The organism is Amycolatopsis sp. NPDC051371 (assembly GCF_040682155.1).
Lineage (GTDB): Bacteria > Actinomycetota > Actinomycetes > Mycobacteriales > Pseudonocardiaceae > Amycolatopsis.
Genome location: NZ_JBFBAG010000014.1, coordinates 92,619 through 109,890 on the forward strand (window position 1 = coordinate 92,619; position 17,272 = coordinate 109,890).

Sequence of the window (17,272 nt, forward strand, 5' to 3'; positions counted from 1 at the left end):
CGCCCTGCCTGTGATCTACGTGAGGACCTCGCCCGTGCGCCGCCGTTCCCGTCTCCTGGTCGCGCTGCTCGCCCTGGGTTCCGCCGCGGGCTGCGCCGCCGGGCCGTCGGTCCGCCCGGCGCTGGTCGAGAACGACGGGAAGACGACGGCCGCCTCGCCGACGGGCACGCCCGCGGTGCCGCTGCCGCCGCTGGGCGAACCGCAGTCGCCGTCGCTGCGGTGGGCCGACTGCGACGACGACACCCGGCAGCGGATCGGCACCCCCGGCGTCCCGGACACCCTGCACTTCACCTGCGCCCGGGTCACCGCGCCGCTCGACGCGCCCGGCGAGGCCCGGCGTTCGGTGGTGCGGCTGCTGGCGCTGAAGGTCGGGTCCGGCCCGGTGCCGCTGGTCGTCGTCAACGACGTCGACGGCGAACCGGGCACGGTCTACGCCGCGCGGCTCGCGGCGACGCTGCCGCCGGCGTTCCTGGAGAAGTTCTCGCTGATCGGCCTCGACCGGCGCGGCACCGGGCTCTCGGGCCCCGCCCAGTGCGTGCCCGACGACATCCGGCACGACCTGATCGACGCGGACCCGGCGCAGGGCGACCTGCAGGACGTGCTGGACGCCGCGCGCAAGGCCGGGCAGCAGTGCGCGATCGAGCTGGACGACTCCCAGACCGCGCTGGACAGTTGGCGCACGGCCGGCGACCTCGACGAGCTGCGCAAGCAGCTGGGCATGGAACGGCTCGACGCGCTCGGGCGAGGCGACGGCTCGAGGGTCCTCGCGCAGTACGCGGTGCGCTTCCCCGGCCAGGTCGGCCGGATGGTGCTCGACGGCGTCCCCGACCCGGGCCCGGACACCGCCGCGGTGCTCGACGCGGTCGCCGCCGGCGCCCAGTCCACGCTGGACGCCTTCGCCACGGACTGCGCCGCGCGCAAGTGCACCCTCGGCGACCCGAAGGCGGCGCTGGCCGGGCTCACCGATCAGCTGCGGCAGAACATCGCGCCGTTGACCGACGACGGCGTCGCGTTCGGGCCGGGGGTGGCGATGTTCGCCGTCTACTCGGGACTGGCGCAGCGCTCGCGGTGGCCGGAGCTGGCCGACGCGATCGCGGCGGCGCGGTCGGGGAACATCCGGCCGCTGGCGGCCTTCGCCGCGCCGGCGCTGCACGACTCGCGCGCCCAGCCGTCGCGGCTCGACGTCACGATCGCGACCCACTGCAACGACAGCCAGACCCGGCTCTCGGCCGACCAGCTCGACCAGGTCGCGGCCGGGATGCGGGCGAAGTACCCGCAGTTCGGCGCGGTCGTCGCCCAGCAGCTGGCCTGGTGCGGGCCGTGGCCGGTGCGGACCGAGCCGCTGCCGGCGGCGGGGGCGACCGGCGCGCCGCCGATCCTGGTCACGGCCACCGCGGCCGACCCGGTGACGCCCCAGGTGGGCAGCACCCGCGCGGCCGACCAGATGCCCTCGGCGGTGACGATCACGTGGCAGGGCGCGGGCCACGGCGCGGTGGGCGCGTCCCCGTGCGTCACGGACGCGGCCCGCGCGTTCCTGATCGACGGCAAGATCCCCGCCGACGGCACCCTCTGCCCAGCCTGACCCCGTAACCCGCGTGATCCGGGCCGTAACTCGCGTGATCAGAGACGGAACTCGCGTGATCGGAGCCGTGACTCGCGAGTTCCGGCTTCAATCACGCGAGTCACGTGCCCGATCACGCGAGTGACGGGTTACTGGCGGTAGGACTCCACCTCGGAGACCGGGCGGGCCGCGGCCTCGTCCGGGTTCTCGTGGAACTCCGTCTTCGCGCGCCGCTGCCGGAGCAGGTCCCAGCACTGGTCGAGCTGCTGCTCGACCGCGGTGAGGCGATCCTTGTCGCCGCCGCCCAGCCCCACGCCGACCGAGCGCGACCGGAGCTCGTGCTCCTCCGCGATCAGTTCGTCGATCCGGCCCAGGATTTCGCCGTCGGCCATCGTGTTCCTCCTCGTACGGGTTGCGCTCGGGAAGACGCTACCCCGGCCCCGGGAATTCCCGCCGCGCCCGCTTCGTTGACCAGGGCATGAGCACCGTTGAGCTGACTGCCGAGAACTTCGACCAGACGGTAAACGACAACGAGTTCGTCCTGATCGACTTCTGGGCGAGCTGGTGCGGGCCGTGCCGCCAGTTCGCGCCGGTCTACGAGAAGGCCTCCGAGAAGCACGACGACCTCGTGTTCGCGAGCGTCGACACCGAAGCGCAGCAGCAGCTCGCCGCCGCCTTCGACGTCCGCTCCATCCCGACGCTGGCCATCATCCGCGACAAGACGCTGATCTACGCCCAGCCCGGCGCCCTGCCCGAGCCGGCTCTGGAAGAGCTCATCAAGCAGGCCCGCGACGTCGACATGGACGAGGTCAAGCGCAAGGCCGCCGAAGCCGAGGCCGAACAGGCCTGACCACCACCACAGCCGTGAAGGCTACCTTCAGGAACTTCAAGTTCCCGAAGGTGGCCTTCACGGTGTTTCAGGACTTCGTCGCGAGCCCGCGCAGGAAGAACGCCAGGTTCGCCGGGCGCTCGGCCAGCCGGCGCATGAAGTAGCCGTACCACTCGTCGCCGTAGGGCACGTAGACGCGCATGCGCGAGCCCGAAGCCGCGATCCGCGCCTGCTCCTCCGGCCGGATGCCGTAGAGCATCTGGAACTCGTGGTCGTCGTCCCGGCGCTCGTTCTCGACCGCCAGCGTGGCGGCGATCTCGATCATCCGCGGGTCGTGCGAGGCGACCATCGGGTAGCCCTGCCCGGCCATCAGGACGCGCAGGCAGCGGACGTAGGACTTGTCCACTTCGGACTTCTCCGCGAACGCGACCGACTCCGGCTCGGCGTACGCGCCCTTGCACAGCCGCACGCGCGACCCCGGCCCGGACAGCTCCCGGCAGTCCTGCTCGGTGCGCCGCAGGTAGGCCTGCAGCACCGCGCTGACCCACGGGTACTCGCCGCGCAGCTCGCGCAGGATGCCGAGCGTCGAGTCCGTGGTGGTGTGGTCCTCCATGTCGAGCGTCACGGTGGCCCCGACCGCTTCGGCCGCCGCGCAGATCTTCCGCGCGTTCTCCAGCGCGACGTCCTCGCCGTTCGACGGCAGGAACTGCCCCACCGCCGACAGCTTCACCGAGACGTCGGCACCCTCGGCCAGCCCTTCCGAAGCCAGGGCCGACAGCACGGCTTCATACGCCGCGACCGTGGACGCGGCCTGCGCGGCGTCGGTGGTGTCCTCGCCCAGGTGGTCGAGAGTGATCCGCCGGCCGTCCGCGGCCAGTTCCCCGGCCACGCGGACGGCGTCGGCGGTCTCGGACCCGGCCACGAACCGGCGCACCACGGACCGCGTGGCGGGCACGGCTTCGACGAGCGCCCGGATCTTCCGAGAGCGGGCGGCGGCGAGCAGCGGGGCACGCAACATGACGGTCTCCCTCTCAGCCCTGGTGCGGGTAGCGCACGGAGGTCGGCGGCACGAAGGTCTCCTTGATCGAGCGCGGACTCGTCCAGCGCTGCAGGTTGAAGATCGAGCCCGCCTTGTCGTTGGTGCCCGAGGCCCGCGCGCCGCCGAACGGCTGCTGGCCGACGACGGCACCGGTCGGCTTGTCGTTGACGTAGAAGTTGCCCGCGGCGAACCGCAGCGCCTCGGACGCCTTCGCCACGGCCGTGCGGTCGTTGGCGATGATCGCGCCGGTCAGCGCGTACGCGGCGGTCTCGTCGACCAGCTTCAGCACGGCGTCGAAGTCGCCGTCCTCGTAGACGTGAACCGACAGGATCGGGCCGAAGTACTCGGTCGAGAAGATCTCGTGCTTCGGGTTGTCCGACACGAGGATCGTCGGCTTGACGAAGTACCCGACGCTGTCGTCGGCCGTGCCACCGGTGAGAACCTCGACCGAAGCGTCGTCACGCACGCTGTCGAACAGCGCCGTGTGCTTGGCGAACGCGCGAGCGTCGATCACCGCGCCGCCGAAGTGCGACAGGTCGGTGACGTCGCCGTAGGACAGCGCCTCGGTCTCGGAGACCAGGCCGTCCTTCAGCTGGTTCCACAGGCTGCGCGGGACGTACGCACGCGAAGCGGCGGAGCACTTCTGGCCCTGGTACTCGAAGGCGCCGCGGACCAGCGCGGTGCGCAGCACGTCGACGTCGGCGGACGGGTGCGCGAGCACGAAGTCCTTGCCGCCGGTCTCGCCGACGAGGCGCGGGTAGCCGCGGTAGCCCGCGATGTTCGCGCCGACCGTGCTCCACAGGTGCTGGAACGTCGGGGTCGAGCCGGTGAAGTGGATGCCGGCCAGGTCGCGGTGGGTCAGGGCGACCTCGGAGACGGCCTTGCCGTCGCCCGGCAGCAGGTTGATGACACCCGGCGGCATGCCGGCCTCTTCGAGCAGCCGCATGGTCAGGTGCGCGGCGAACGACTGCGTCGGCGACGGCTTCCACAGCACCGTGTTGCCCATCAGCGCGGGCGCGGTCGGCAGGTTGCCGGCGATCGCGGTGAAGTTGAACGGCGTGATCGCGTAGACGAAGCCCTCGAGCGGGCGGTGCTCCAGGCGGTTCCACACGCCGGGCGAGCTGATCGGCTGCTCGGTGAGGACGCGGCGGCCGAACTCGACGTTGAAGCGCCAGAAGTCGGCGAGCTCGCAGGCGGCGTCGATCTCGGCTTGGGTCGCGGTCTTCGACTGGCCCAGCATGGTGGCGGCGTTCAGGGTGGCGCGCCACGGGCCGGTCAGCAGGTCGGCCGCGCGCAGGAGGATCGCGGCGCGGTCGTCGTAGGACAGCGCGCGCCACTCCGGCGCGGCCTTCGCGGCGGCCGCGATCGCGTCGGTCGTGTCCTGCTGGGTGGCGCTGTGGATGGTGCCCAGCACGTGCTTGTGGTTGTGCGGCTGGACGACGTCGATCTTCTCGCCGCCGCCGGGACGCTGCTCGCCGCCGACGGTGACGGTCAGGTCGATCGGTTCCGCCTGGCCCAGCCGCTTGAGCGCACCCTCGAGCTCCGCGCGCTCAGCGCTGCCCGGCGCGTACGTGAGCACCGGCTCGTTCTTCGGGGCGGGGGTCTGGGTCACGGCGTCCACGGCGGCTCCTCTGCCTTTCCTGTACGTCTGGATGCCCCGAACGGTAACTCCGGACACGCGGTGGCGGCTTGTTCGAGCGGCTAAAATCGCTCGTATGATCTTGTCCGATCGGCCAGCGTCGAAGTGAGTACCGAGACGTCGTTGCGGCACGTGCTGGCGACCCTCGGCGAACCGCTGGTCGAGGTCGTCGTCGCGCCTCACGGGCTGGGCGTCCCGGTCACCGACGTCGTCATCCTCGACCCCGAAGACCCGCTGGAAGCCGGGCCGGGCGACCTGGTGCTGGTGATCGGTGCGCGCGGCCGGGCGGCGGCGCCCGCGATCCGCGCGGCCGGGCGCGGCGGGGCGGCCGCGGTGGCGGTCAAGGGCGCGACGGGCGCCGACGTCGCCGCCGACGCGGGCGTCGCGCTGCTCACCGTCGGCGCCGAGGCGCGCTGGGAGCAGGTGGAGTCGCTGGCCCGTGGGGTCGTCGAGGCCGCACGTGCGGGCGGCGAGGCGGCCAGCGGCGAGGTCCTCGGCGACCTGTTCGCCCTGGCCCAGACGATCGCGACGCTCACCGGCGGCCTGGTGAGCATCGAGGACACGGCGAACCGCGTGCTCGCCTACTCCCGCGCCGGCGACGAGGTCGACGAGCTGCGGCGGCTGTCGATCCTCGGCCGCGAAGGCCCGGAACGCTATCTCGCGATGTTGCGCGAATGGGGCGTCTACCAGCGGCTTCGCGCCGGCGAGGGAATCGTCCGGATCGACGAGCGACCGGAGCTGGGCATCCGGCGGCGCATCGCGGCGGGCATCCACGCGGGCAAGCAGCCGCTCGGCACGATCTGGGTCCAGGAGGGCGCCCAGCCGCTCACCGAACGCGCCGAGACGGCCCTGCTCGGGGCCAGCCGCACCCTCGCGCCGCAGCTGATCCGCGCCCGGACGCTGCCCAGCCCGGAGCTACGGCTGCGGGAGGACCTGCTCGCGAGCCTGCTGGAAGGCCGGCTGGACGCGGAGTCCGTCGCCGACGACATCGGCGCGGACCCGGCCCGGCCCGCGCAGGTGCTGGCGTTTTCGCTGGAGCGCTCGGACAACCGGCAGCTGCGACGCGCCGAGCTGGTGCACCTGATCGCCGTCCACACGGCGGCCTACCGGCGCAGCGCGCTGGTGAGCGTGATCGGCGGCCGCGTCTACGCGCTGCTGCCCGACCTGCCCGAGCACTCGGACGCGGCGGTGCTGGCCCTGGCGAAGGAGATCGTCGGCACCGCGCGACGGCACCTGGACGTCCCGGTGCGGGCGGCGCTCGGCGGTGTGGTGCCGCGGTTGTCGGCCGCGGCGGCGTCCCGCGGCGACGCCGATCGCGTCCTGGCGGCGATGGCGCGCGGGCACTGGCCGGCCGACGTCGCCTCGCTGGCCGACGTCCGCGCCGAGGTACTGCTGTCGGAGGTGCTCGCGTTCCTGGGCGGCCAGCCCCGCATCCGCGACCCGCGGCTGACGTCGCTGGTGGAGCACGACACCGAGCACGGCGGCATCCTCGTCCCGGCGGTCCTGGCGTGGCTGGACGCGTTCGGCGACGTCCGAGCGGCGGCCCGGGTCCTCAACATCCACCCCAACACGGTGCGCTACCGCGTCCGCCGCGCCGCCGAAGTGTCCGGAGTGGACTTCGCGGACCCGGCGCAGCGCATCCTCACTCAGCTGCAGCTGCGGCTCTGACCCTGCTAGCTTCGCCGGCGTGGATCTCTTCTCGCGCACGTGGGCGGCGTTGCGCGCCGCGGTCGCTTCCCTTCCCGACGAAGACTTCGCGAAGCCGTCGGGCTGCCGGGGGTGGCTGATCCGGGACCTGGCGTGCCACCTGGTGATCGACGCGCAGGACGTCCTGATCACGCTGGTCACCCCGGCTTCCTCGGCGGTGACGCACGACGCGATCACGTACTGGGCCGTGGCGGACACCCTCCCGTCGGGCGACGACCCGCTGGACGCGCTGATCGTCCGCCTCGCGGCGGCGTACGAGGACCCGGCGCTGCTGAAGTTCCACCTGGACGACGTGGGCGCGGCGGCGGGCCGGGCGGCCGGCCTGGCGGACCCGGGCACGCGGGTGTCGACGCAGGACATGGTGCTGACGGCGGGCGACTACCTGTCGGCGTACGTGCTGGAGTGGACGCTGCACCACCTCGACCTGGTGGCGCACGTGCCTTCGGCTGCTTCGCCGCCTCCCGAGGGCCTGGCGCGGACGCGGGAGATGCTGGAGAAGATCGCCGGGACGGCGTTCCCCGCGTCGTTCTCGGACGAGGACGTGCTGCTGGTGGCGACCGGCCGCCGCGCCCCCTCGGACGCCGAGCGCGAGGCGCTGGGCGAGCTGGCCGCACGACTGCCGTTCGTGCTCGGGTGAGGCAGGGCGCCCTGCCTCACCCGGCTCACCTCACGCCTTGACCAGGCTGAACCGGCGGCGCTCCACGTCGACGCTGTCGATGCGGACCGTCACCCGGCTGCCCTGCTCGGGAACACGATCGGTCACGAGCAGGCCGTGGACGCCCGGCGCCACTTCGACGAACGCGCCGAACGGCAGCACCCGCGCCACGACGCCGTCGAGCACCCCGCCCTCGGCGTGGGCCGCGACGAACTCTTGCCACTGGGACATGCGATTCACCTCCTTCCCGCGCACGTTCCGATGACGGAAGTCGTGCGGGAGGCGGCGGGCCACGGGCCCGCCCGGAGGTCACGGCACAGCCGGGTACCCCGTCTGCTCACGGCTCGAGGCCGACCCGGCAGTCACGGGGAAATCGTAGCGTCAGGGCGCGGGAATGCACCATCGGTAATTCGTCGACGCGATATCCGGATATCGGGAAATCAACTCACACAACGGCGGCGAGATCGGCCGATCCGGCGAGCGCGGCGAAAGAATCGAGACGCGCGGATTGGTCGTACGCGGCCGTCGTCGCCAAAACTTCGTCGGCGCCCGCGGCCGCGACGAGCGTCCCCAGGCGGTCCTCGACTTCGGCCGGAGTGCCCGAGATCTGGCCGTCCAGGGTCTCCTCGAGGCGCCTGCGCTCGCGGTCGGTCATCGGCAGGGCCAGGACCTCCTCGGGCGGCGACAGCGGCGGGAAGACGCCGTGGGAGCGCGAATACACCGTCGCCCAGGCTTCGGAGACGAGCAGGCGGCGCGCGTCGGCCGCCGAGTCCGCGACCGCGATCGCCGACGACACGACGACGTACGGCTCCCGCGCCCACTCCGATGGCCGGAACCCGTCGCGATAGCGCGTCACGGCTTCGGCCAGAGCGCGTTCACCGCGGACGGGCGCGATCACCAGCGGCAGCCCGAGCTCCGCGGCGAGGTCGGCGCCGGACCCGGTGGCCAGCAGAAATGGCGGCACGCGCAGCCCCTCGGCGGGGTAGGCGTGGACGCCGGGACGCGCGTGGTCCCCGGTGAAGAACCCGAGCAGCTCCCGGACCTGGGCGCCGAAGTCGTCGGCGGCCTCCTTGCCGTGGCCGAGCGCCTCGCGGATGCCGGCGGTGAAGCCGACCGACCGGCCCAGCCCCATGTCGATCCGGCCCGGGTGCAGCGCTTCCAGGACACCGAACTGCTCCGCGACGACCAGCGGCCGGTGGTTCGGCAGCATGACGCCCCCGGTGCCGACGCGGATCCGGCTCGTCGCGCCGGCGACGGCCGCGGCCAGCACTGTCGGCGCGGACCCGGCGACCCCGGGCACGCTGTGGTGCTCGGACACCCAGAACCGGTGGTAGCCCAGCCGTTCGACGTCGGCGGCGAACGCGACGGTGTCCCTCAGCGCCCGCGCGGTCCCGCCGTCACGCCGCACCGGCGAGCGGTCGAGCACGGAGATCCTCACCCCGGGTGCAACGCCCCGCGCGGGTCGGGATTCCCGTCAGGGGCGCCAGCGCTCGCTGTAGTCCGGGTGGTCGGTGTAGGGCAGGGCCAGCAGGCGCAGCGTGAGGCACCAGTTGGAGCCGGCCTCGTCGGCGGGCACGTGGCAGGTCTCACACCAGTATTCGCTGCCGTAGAGCGGAAACCCGGGCACCTTCTCCGACACCGTGGTGCGGTGCGCGAGCAGGATCCGCCGGGTCGCCTCGATCTCGTTGATCATCTGGTTGACCGCGTCGAGGTCCAGGTCGGTCAGCCCCCGGATCTTCTGCTCCACGGCGACCTTCGTCTCGCCGCGGTTCATCGCGTCACCGGCCTTGGCCTTGTTGACGGCCTGCATGATCATCGCCTGCCGCGCGCCCACGCGCGCGGCGAGGAATGCGATCAGGTCGTCCACTAAGGGCCTCCCTCGAACTCGCCCCAGGACATGTCTGCCGAACTGTCGTCGATCCGGGACCGCACGTTACGCCGTCCGTGCCGATGGTCGAGACCATTGCGGCCGCTGTACGCCATTTGTGACCCGAAAGGCGACAGCGGGCAGCGAACTGATCACTCCGCGTTTTCCGGCGTGAGGTTTCGATTAAGCCTTTGACGACTTTTCGAGCGTGGAAGTGTCGCCGGGCACCCTGTGGCGCCTCGCACAGTCAGGCCTCCGGCCGCGCCTTGCTGGGCTGGACCCGCTTGGGCTCCCCCGGCATCTTCGGGTAGTCGGGCGGGTACGGCATGTCCCCCAGCCCGTGGTCGCGCAGGTCGCGCTCGTACCACTCCAGCGCCTTCTCCAGGCCGAACGCCTCGGCGTCCATGGCCGCGTGCAGGTCGCCGTGCGACGCCAGGAACTCCGGGATCGTCAGCACGTCGAAGTCGTCCGCGTCGACCTCCGGCAGCAGGTCCCAGGTCAGGGGCGTCGACACCGTGGCCCGCGGGGTGCCGCGGACCGACCAGCTCGACGCCACCGTGCGGTCGCGCGCCGCCTGGTTGTAGTCCAGGAACACGCGGCCGCCGCGCTCCTCCTTCCACCACGCGATCGTCGCCTTCTCCGGCAGCCGGCGCTCGACCTCGCGGCCCAGCGCGATCACCGCGTGGCGGACCTCGACGAAGTCCCACTCCGGCCGGATCCGGACCAGCACGTGCACCCCGCGGCCGCCGGAGGTCTTCGGGTAGCCGGTCAGGCCCGCGTCCGCCAGCACGTCGCGCACCACCAAAGCGACCTCGACCGCGTCGGCGAACCCGGCGCGGTCCGGCGGGTCGACGTCGATGCGCAGCTCGTCCGGGTGGTCCACGTCCGAACGGCGGACCGGCCACGGGTGGAAGTCGAACGTGCCCAGGTTGGCCGCCCAGGCGAAGACGGCCGGCTCGGTCGGGCACACCTCGGCGGCCTTGCGGCCCGACGGGAAGGTGATCTCGGCGGTCTCGAGCCAGTCCGGCGCGCCCTTCGGCACGCGCTTGGCGTAGAACCACTCGCCCTCGACGCCGTCGACGTAGCGCTTCAGCGTGGTCGGCCGCTCTCCGATCGCGCGCAGCAGCGGCCCGCCGACGGCGATGTAGTGCTCGACGACCTGCCGCTTGGTGATGCCGCGCTGGGGGAAGTACACCTTGTCCGGGCTCGAGACGCGGACGGTGCGCCCGCCCACCTCGTACTCGATCGGGTCACCGTGCTTGGGCATGCGGCCACGCTAGCGGTGATCGCGCCCACGGGGGCTCGCCGAAACGCCTGGCGGGCGTCATGAACGAGTCGTCGATGACGTCCGGCGCCAGGCTCCGGCAAAGTCGCGTGGCCGGGCCGGTCAGGGGTTGCTCGGGTGTCGGCGTGTCTTGAATGACTCATTCAGGACCTCCGAAGACCTGAATGACTCATTCAAGACGTTTGATGGGGCCGGCGGCGAGCGTGCTACCAGGACTTTGCCGGAGCCCCGACGTCCGGCGCGGTGAACGACTCGTTCATGACCTTCGCGCCGAGGCCTCGAAGCCGCGGAAGCCCCGGCCGGTAGGCTCGAACGGGTGTCCGGCCGCACCAAGCTGATCGTCGCGCTCGCCGTGGTCGCCCTCTTCGCGACCGCCGCGGTGCTGCTGCCGATCCCCGGGCCCGCCGATCTCCGGGCCTGGGCCGCCGCCACCGGGCCCGCCACCCCGGTCGTGCTGCTCGTCGCGTATTCGCTGCTCACCGTCGCGCCGATCCCGCGCACCGTCTTCAACCTGGCCGCCGGCCTGCTGGTCGGCACCGCGGCCGGGATCGCCATCGGCCTGGTCGCCACCACCATCGCGGCCGGCCTGTCCTTCGGCCTGGCCCGGCTGCTCGGCCGCGACCTGGTCACCCGCCACCTGCACCGGTCCGCCGTCCGGACGGTCAACGACCGGCTCTCCGGCGGCGGCGTCCTCGCGATCACCTCGCTGCGGCTGATCCCGGTCGTGCCGTTCGCGCCCTTCAGCTACCTCTGCGGCGTGTCCTCCGTGCGACTGGCCCCGTACCTGGCCGGTACGCTGCTCGGCAGCGTGCCCGGCACCGTCGCCGTGGTCGTCCTCGGGGACGCCCTGACCGGCGACACGCCGCCCGCGCTGATCCTCTGCTACGGCGTGTTCGCGCTGGCCGGGGCGATCGGCCTGGTGCGGGTGTTGCGGAAACGAGCGCCGGTGCCCGAACCGGAGCCCGCCGGACCGGCTGGCTGACGCGAACAGCACAAGGCCGACCGCTACACTCGATCGGGTGCGCGAAGCGGAAACGCGCTGAGCAGGGCCACCATCACCGGGAATTTTCGTCAGGAGCAGTCGCCATCGACACCGGTCAGCTGATCGCGGGGCACTACCGCCTCGTCGAGCACATTGGTAGCGGTGCCATGGGAGTCGTGTGGCGCGCCACTGACGTGCGCCTCGAGCGCGACGTCGCGATCAAGCAGATCCTCCCCCAGCCGGGCGTCTCCGAGACCGAACGCGACAACATGCGCCAGCGCGCGATGCGCGAGGCGAAGAACGCGGCCCGGTTCCAGCACCCGAACGCGATCGTCGTGTTCGACATCGCCGAGCACAACGGCGACCCGTGCCTGGTGATGGAGTACCTGAACGGGCCGAGCCTCTCCACGATCCTCTCCGAGCAGGGCACGCTGCCGCTCGGCCGGATCGCCCGCATCGGCGAGCAGGTCGCGTCCGCGCTGGTGGCCGCGCACCGCGCCGGGATCGTCCACCGCGACGTCAAGCCGGGCAACATCCTGATCGACGAGACCGGCACCGCCAAGATCACCGACTTCGGCATCTCGCGTGCGGCCGGCGACATGACGCTGACGGCCACCGGCCTGATCGGCGGCACCCCCGCCTACCTGGCGCCCGAGCTGGCCCGCGGCGCCGACCCGGTGCCCAGTTCCGACGTCTTCGCCCTCGGCGCGACCCTCTACCAGGCGATCGAGGGCACCACGCCGTACGGCAACACCACCAACCAGCTAGCGCTGCTCTACGCGGCGGCGAACGGCCAGATCAATCCGCCGGTGCAGGCGGGCGCGGCCACCGCGCTGCTGATGAGCCTGCTGCGCAGCGAGCCGGGCGAGCGGCCCAGCATGGCCGAGGCGCGGGAACGGCTGGCCGCGCTGGCCCGCACCGAACCCGGCGGCATGACGGCGTCACCGCCGCTGCTCTCGGGCAACTCGGGCCGCAAGCCGGCCGCCCCGGCCGAGAGCGGCGACCGCCCGCCGTGGCAGCGCACCGACCAGCAGGCGCCGTCGTCGCCGCCGGTCGGCACGCCGGTGCCCGCGGGCAAGGCGCCGTCGAACCCGCCGCGGCCGACCGCGGCGTTCATGCCGATGCGGTCCCCGGCCGCACCGCCGAACACGCCGCCCAGACCGATGCCCGCGGCCGCGCCGACGGCCAGGGCCCCGCAGTACTCGTCGAACCCCCCGAAGCCGGACAACAAGCGCAAGTACGCGCTGCTCGCCGGCGGCGGCGCCGCGGTCGTCGTGGTCGCGGTCATCGTGTTCCTGGTGGTCAACTCCGGCGGGGGCGGCGGAACGGGCGGCACCACGAACGCCCAGTCGCCGAACCAGCCCACCACCGGGCAGTCGAGCCCGAAGACCAGCCGCTCCGACGACGCCCCCGCGTCCGGCCAGCTGGGCAAGACGCCGTCCGAAGGCAAGATCACGGACTACGGCCAAGCAGGGCGACTGCTCGCCAACAGCTACTACCCGAACGTCGAGGCCGGCTGGGGCTATCTGACGCCGGCCGCCCAGGCGGTCTACGGCTCGCAGGCCGAGTACCTGTCCTACTGGCAAGACCACAAGGGCGACCTCGGCGGCTGGCAAAAGGCCACGGCTGCGGGCAACGGGGCCGACGGTTCGCTGGACCTGACGATGGAGCTCAACGGCTCCCGCCGGCGCTACCACATCGTGCTCGTGGGCGGGCAGTTGCTGATCGACAGCAACACCAAGCTCGACGCGAACCCCGACACCGGCCTCTGAGACTTAACGCGCCGCTGGTGGGCTGACGGGCGCGGATGGCCTACCGTGGAAGCATGGCCGACAACGGAGCTTCGCTGCCGGGCCAGAATCCTCGCTTCCACGAGGACCTGGTCGGCCTGGATCCGTACGACCCGGAGGCGCTCGCGTTCGCCGAGCACCTCGACCGGATCGAGCGCTCCGGTCCCAACTACACCATCGAAGCCGCGCTGGACGGCGTGGCTGACTTCGCCGATTCCAGCAACCGTCTGGGTGGTCTGCGCTACTGGGTGTCGGCGTTCATCGTCGTGCTCATCGTGCTGGGCGTGATCGTGGCCGCATGGGACATCGTCGTGCACGCTCTCGCCTGGCTCGCGGCGTAACGTGGATCGGGTGAAAGGTATGAAACCCGTTGTCGGCGCCACCCCGCGCGTCGTGAAGTCCGAGCAGGAGTGGCGGTCGCAGCTCGACCCCGAAGAGTACGCCGTGCTCCGCCAAGCGGGGACCGAACGGCCGTTCACCGGCGAGTACACCGACACCAAGACCACCGGCGTCTACGAGTGCCGCGCGTGCGGTGCCGAGCTGTTCCGCAGCGACACCAAGTTCGAGAGCCACTGCGGCTGGCCGTCCTTCTTCGACCCGGCGGACTCCGACGCCGTGCTGCTGCGCGAAGACCGCGCCATGGGCATGAAGCGGATCGAGGTGCTCTGCGGCTCCTGCCACAGCCACCTCGGGCACGTCTTCGAGGGCGAGGGGTACGCGACGCCGACCGACCAGCGCTACTGCATCAACTCGATCTCGCTGAAACTGGTACCCCAGTCGTAGAACCGCCAGCCTAAATCCTCCTCAAGCCGACAACCGCCGCCCTTCCTCGAACGTAGTCTCCGCACACGGACGAGGGAGGGCGGCGTCATGACCGACACCTGGGGCATTCCCGGACCGCTGTTCACGGGCCTCTACCTGGGCCTGCTGCTTCTGCCGGCGCTGTACGCCGCGGTGCGCACCAAGCTGCTGCTGCGCGGCCGCGCGGGCGGCGTGCCGGACCGTGCCGAAGAGCTGGCCCTGCTGACCGGCGGGCGCACACGCGCCGGCGAGTTCGTCGTCGCGCGGCTGCTGGACGGCAAGATCATCCGGATGGACGGCACCGGCCGGGTGCACCGCGTCCGGGGCAGCGCGCCGGACGACCTGGGCCGGGCCGCCCTGGTGCGGATCAGCAAGACCGGCACCTCCGTCGCGTCGGTGAGCCGCGAAGTGTGGCACCACCCGTCGCTGGTCGACCTGGAGAACGGCCTGATCGCGCGCGGCCTGCTCGTCGACGCCCGGAAGGTCCGCCGGACCTGGGTGTTCACCGCCGTCGCCTACTGGGCGCTGGTCGTGCTCGGCGTGGTCCGGCTGATCGCCGGCAGCTCGACCGGCCATCCCGTCGGCTTCCTGCTGGGCCTGCTGGTGCTGGGCACCGTCGCGGCCATCTTCGTCACGACCCGCGCCGCGAACGCGCCCGCGGTCAAGGCCACCGCGGCCGGGCGGGCAGCGGCCGGCGAGGCCGAGCGCGCCGGCTCGCTGACGTCCGGCCCGGGGGGCGCGGTCGCGGTCGGCGGATTCGGCAGCCACCCCGACAAGGACGTCCGGCTGGCCGTCAGCCGCTCCACGGTGGTGTCGGCCACCCGCACCCACCGCCGCCGAGGCGCGTGGTCGGGGGCGAGCGGTGGCGCCGCCGTCGGGTACTACGGCGGTAGCTCGTGCAGCGGAGGTGGCGGCAGCTCCTGCGGTGGCGGTGGCGGCTGCGGAGGTGGTGGTGGCGGCGGGGGTTGCGGCGGTTGAAACGCCGACGCGAACCCTTGCGTCTCACAGCTACGGTAACCGCAACTCAGTGAGGGGAGACGGGCGATGGACGACCCGTGGGGCATCTCGGGACCGGATTTCGTGGTCCTCTACATCGCACTGCTCGGCGCGGTGCTGCTGATCCGGCTCATCGTGTCCGGGGTCGTCGCGAGCCGCGCGCTGCGGGCGGACAACGTCCGGCCCGGGCCGCCGCCGACCGTCTACCAGCTCGCGTTCCTCGCGGGCGGTCCCGACCGGGCCGTCGACGCGGCGATCGCGGCGCTGGTGGAGCGCGGCCAGGTGCGCGTCAACAGCTACAAGCAGGTCAGCCAGGCCGGAACGCGGCCGGTCGAACCGCTGGAGCAGGCGGTCTTCGACGCGGCGCAGCTGAAGACGACGGCGACGCTGCGGGCCTACGGCCGCCGATCGGCCGCGATGCGGGCGCTGGAGGAGGGCCTCGAGCAGCGGGGCCTCCTGGCGTCGGCGGCCGCGAAGCGCCAGGCCCGGACGATCGGGCTCGTCCTGCAGCTGGCCGTGCTGGCGGTCGGCGTGGTGCGGCTGGTCAACGGCATCTCGCTGGGCCGGCCGGTCGGTGTCCTGGTGTTCCTCGTGCTGATCGCGGCGGTGCTGACGATCGTGGCCGCCGTCCGGCGGTCGAAGACCGGGGCCCGGCGGCCGTCGGCCGCGGGCCAGCGCGTGCTCGGCCAGGCCCGGTCCGCGGTGAGCGGCCCGATGCCGGCCGGGATGCTGGCGGGCGGCGTGCTCCTCGGCGGCGCCGCGGCCGCGGTCGCCCTCGGCGGCTGGGCGATGTACCCGGACGAAGAGCTGAGCGCGGCGCTGATGCCGCCCGCGGGCTCCTTCGGCGGCGGCGGTTCGTCAGGCGGGTCGTCGTGCAGCAGCGGGTCGTCGTGCTCCAGCTCGTCGTCGTGCAGCAGCGGCTCTTCCTGCGGCGGCGGCTCGTCGTGCGGCGGAGGTGGCTGCGGTGGGTGAGCTCGGCATCGGCATCGGCTGGCGGCACGAACTGGACCTGTCCATCGCACGCCTGCCGGGTGTCGACTGGGTGGAAGTGGTCGCCGAGAACCTGCACGCCGACCACCTCCCGGAGACGCTTGTGGCGCTGCGGAAGCGGGGACTGCCGGTGCTGCCGCACGCCGTCTCGCTGTCCCTCGGCGGCGCCGAACCGCTCGACACCGGGCGCGTCCAGCACCTCGCGGAGATCGCGCGGGCCCTGGACGCGCCCCTGGTCAGCGACCACGTCTGCTTCGTGCGCGCGGGCGGGCTCGACTCGGGCCACCTGATGCCGCTCCCCCGCACCCGCGAGGCCCTGGACGTGCTGGTCGCCAACGTCCGGCTCGCCCAGTCCATCGTGGACGTCCCGTTCGCGCTGGAGAACATCGCGGCGGTGCTGGACTGGCCGTCCTCGGAGCTGACCGAAGAGCAGTTCCTCACCGAGCTGACCGAGCGCACGGACTGCCGGCTGATCATCGACGTCGCCAACCTGTACGCCAACGCCCGCAACATCGGCACCGACCCGGTGGCGTTCCTCGACGGCATCCCGTGGGAGCGCCTGGCGTACGTGCACATGGCGGGCGGCACCGAGCGCGACGGCGTCTACCACGACACCCACGCCCACCCGGTGCTCCCGGAGGTCCTGTCGCTGCTCGCCGAGCTCCGCCGCCGAACGGACCCGCCGGGCGTGCTCCTCGAACGCGACGACGACTACCCGACCGACGACGAGCTCGCCGCGGAGCTGGCCGCGCTGCGGGCGGCGGTGACGGGGTGAGCCGCGAGCGGCTGGCGGCGCAGCAGGCGGAGCTGCTGCACGCACTGCTGGCGGACGGCCCGGCCCCGGTGGGTTTCGACGCTTCGCGGTTGCGGGTGGAGGCTCAGGTCCTGCGGCGCAAGCACGGGCGGGTGCTGGCCTATCAGCGACCCGAGCTGGCGGAGGACCTCGGGGATCGCTTCGGGCCGCTGTTCGCGGAGTTCAACGCCGAGCGGCCGAAGCGGGACACCGAACGGTCGGGGGCGTACGCCGACGCGTTCGTGGAGTGGCTGATCGCCGGAGGTCACCTGCCAAAACCCAAGCGAGGCTTCGTTTCCCGCCTCCGGCGCCGGTAGTCCACAAGCCTGCGGTGTTGT

19 protein-coding genes are annotated in these 17,272 nt (G+C 72.6%); 12 read left to right on the plus strand and 7 right to left on the minus strand.

The window, feature by feature from the left end; all coding sequences use genetic code 11:
* Positions 1-19 precede the first annotated feature (19 nt).
* On the plus strand, positions 20-1,582 hold the full coding sequence (locus AB0M59_RS19185) for an alpha/beta hydrolase (RefSeq protein WP_364616668.1): 1,563 nt from the start codon (positions 20-22) through the stop codon (positions 1,580-1,582).
* A gap of 128 nt (positions 1,583-1,710) precedes the next feature.
* On the opposite strand, the gene AB0M59_RS19190 is transcribed toward AB0M59_RS19185, so the two are convergent.
* A complete protein-coding gene (locus AB0M59_RS19190) occupies positions 1,711-1,953 on the minus strand; it encodes a DUF2630 family protein (RefSeq protein ID WP_364377186.1) in 243 nt (80 codons plus the stop codon).
* Between the two features lie 86 nt (positions 1,954-2,039).
* Here AB0M59_RS19190 and AB0M59_RS19195 point away from each other — a divergent pair, with 86 nt between their 5' ends.
* Positions 2,040-2,411 carry a thioredoxin family protein gene (locus tag AB0M59_RS19195; protein ID WP_329049454.1) on the plus strand — a complete coding sequence of 124 codons (372 nt, stop codon included), beginning with the start codon at positions 2,040-2,042 and terminating at the stop codon, positions 2,409-2,411.
* A gap of 67 nt (positions 2,412-2,478) precedes the next feature.
* Here AB0M59_RS19195 and AB0M59_RS19200 read toward each other — a convergent pair whose 3' ends face one another.
* Complete coding sequence (locus tag AB0M59_RS19200) at positions 2,479-3,408, minus strand: proline dehydrogenase family protein (RefSeq protein ID WP_364616670.1); 930 nt, start codon at positions 3,406-3,408, stop codon at positions 2,479-2,481.
* A gap of 13 nt (positions 3,409-3,421) precedes the next feature.
* Positions 3,422-5,050: an L-glutamate gamma-semialdehyde dehydrogenase gene (gene pruA / locus AB0M59_RS19205; protein WP_364616672.1), complete on the minus strand. Its 1,629-nt coding sequence runs from the start codon at positions 5,048-5,050 to the stop codon at positions 3,422-3,424.
* A 123-nt stretch (positions 5,051-5,173) separates the two neighbouring features.
* Here pruA and AB0M59_RS19210 point away from each other — a divergent pair, with 123 nt between their 5' ends.
* Positions 5,174-6,736, plus strand: a complete 1,563-nt coding sequence (locus AB0M59_RS19210) for a helix-turn-helix domain-containing protein (RefSeq protein WP_364616674.1) — start codon at positions 5,174-5,176, stop codon at positions 6,734-6,736.
* A gap of 19 nt (positions 6,737-6,755) precedes the next feature.
* The gene (locus AB0M59_RS19215) at positions 6,756-7,412 is read left to right on the plus strand and encodes a maleylpyruvate isomerase N-terminal domain-containing protein (RefSeq protein WP_364616676.1); all 657 of its coding nucleotides are present in this window, start codon (positions 6,756-6,758) and stop codon (positions 7,410-7,412) included.
* A 30-nt stretch (positions 7,413-7,442) separates the two neighbouring features.
* Here AB0M59_RS19215 and AB0M59_RS19220 read toward each other — a convergent pair whose 3' ends face one another.
* From AB0M59_RS19220 to AB0M59_RS19235, 4 genes are all read right to left on the minus strand, one after another.
* Entirely contained in the window at positions 7,443-7,661 is a 219-nt protein-coding gene (locus AB0M59_RS19220; protein ID WP_364616678.1) for a S1 RNA-binding domain-containing protein, read from the minus strand.
* Between the two features lie 214 nt (positions 7,662-7,875).
* The gene (locus tag AB0M59_RS19225; RefSeq protein ID WP_364616680.1) at positions 7,876-8,856 is read right to left on the minus strand and encodes an LLM class flavin-dependent oxidoreductase; all 981 of its coding nucleotides are present in this window, start codon (positions 8,854-8,856) and stop codon (positions 7,876-7,878) included.
* 48 nt (positions 8,857-8,904) lie between these two features.
* Positions 8,905-9,297, minus strand: coding sequence for a DUF6221 family protein (locus AB0M59_RS19230; RefSeq protein ID WP_155542325.1), 393 nt, complete (start codon positions 9,295-9,297; stop codon positions 8,905-8,907).
* A gap of 247 nt (positions 9,298-9,544) precedes the next feature.
* A complete protein-coding gene (locus tag AB0M59_RS19235; protein ID WP_364616681.1) occupies positions 9,545-10,564 on the minus strand; it encodes a DNA polymerase domain-containing protein in 1,020 nt (339 codons plus the stop codon).
* A gap of 334 nt (positions 10,565-10,898) precedes the next feature.
* On the opposite strand from AB0M59_RS19235, the gene AB0M59_RS19240 reads away from it, so the two are divergent.
* The 8 genes from AB0M59_RS19240 to AB0M59_RS19275 all read left to right on the plus strand — a co-directional run bounded on the left by AB0M59_RS19240 (position 10,899) and on the right by AB0M59_RS19275 (position 17,251).
* Positions 10,899-11,564: a TVP38/TMEM64 family protein gene (locus AB0M59_RS19240; protein ID WP_364616683.1), complete on the plus strand. Its 666-nt coding sequence runs from the start codon at positions 10,899-10,901 to the stop codon at positions 11,562-11,564.
* A 167-nt stretch (positions 11,565-11,731) separates the two neighbouring features.
* A complete protein-coding gene (locus AB0M59_RS19245; RefSeq protein WP_364616685.1) occupies positions 11,732-13,336 on the plus strand; it encodes a protein kinase in 1,605 nt (534 codons plus the stop codon).
* Between the two features lie 53 nt (positions 13,337-13,389).
* Positions 13,390-13,695 carry a hypothetical protein gene (locus tag AB0M59_RS19250; protein WP_196425266.1) on the plus strand — a complete coding sequence of 102 codons (306 nt, stop codon included), beginning with the start codon at positions 13,390-13,392 and terminating at the stop codon, positions 13,693-13,695.
* A gap of 19 nt (positions 13,696-13,714) precedes the next feature.
* Positions 13,715-14,137 carry a peptide-methionine (R)-S-oxide reductase MsrB gene (gene msrB / locus AB0M59_RS19255; protein ID WP_364616687.1) on the plus strand — a complete coding sequence of 141 codons (423 nt, stop codon included), beginning with the start codon at positions 13,715-13,717 and terminating at the stop codon, positions 14,135-14,137.
* Positions 14,138-14,224: 87 nt separating this feature from the next.
* Entirely contained in the window at positions 14,225-15,133 is a 909-nt protein-coding gene (locus tag AB0M59_RS19260) for a TIGR04222 domain-containing membrane protein (protein ID WP_364616689.1), read from the plus strand.
* A 66-nt stretch (positions 15,134-15,199) separates the two neighbouring features.
* Positions 15,200-16,123 carry a TIGR04222 domain-containing membrane protein gene (locus AB0M59_RS19265; RefSeq protein WP_364616691.1) on the plus strand — a complete coding sequence of 308 codons (924 nt, stop codon included), beginning with the start codon at positions 15,200-15,202 and terminating at the stop codon, positions 16,121-16,123.
* A complete protein-coding gene (locus tag AB0M59_RS19270) occupies positions 16,116-16,916 on the plus strand; it encodes a DUF692 domain-containing protein (RefSeq protein WP_364616693.1) in 801 nt (266 codons plus the stop codon). The genes AB0M59_RS19265 and AB0M59_RS19270 overlap by 8 nt, the downstream gene beginning before the upstream one ends.
* Positions 16,913-17,251, plus strand: a complete 339-nt coding sequence (locus tag AB0M59_RS19275) for a hypothetical protein (RefSeq protein WP_364616695.1) — start codon at positions 16,913-16,915, stop codon at positions 17,249-17,251. The genes AB0M59_RS19270 and AB0M59_RS19275 overlap by 4 nt, the downstream gene beginning before the upstream one ends.
* The last annotated feature ends 21 nt before the right edge of the window (positions 17,252-17,272 follow it).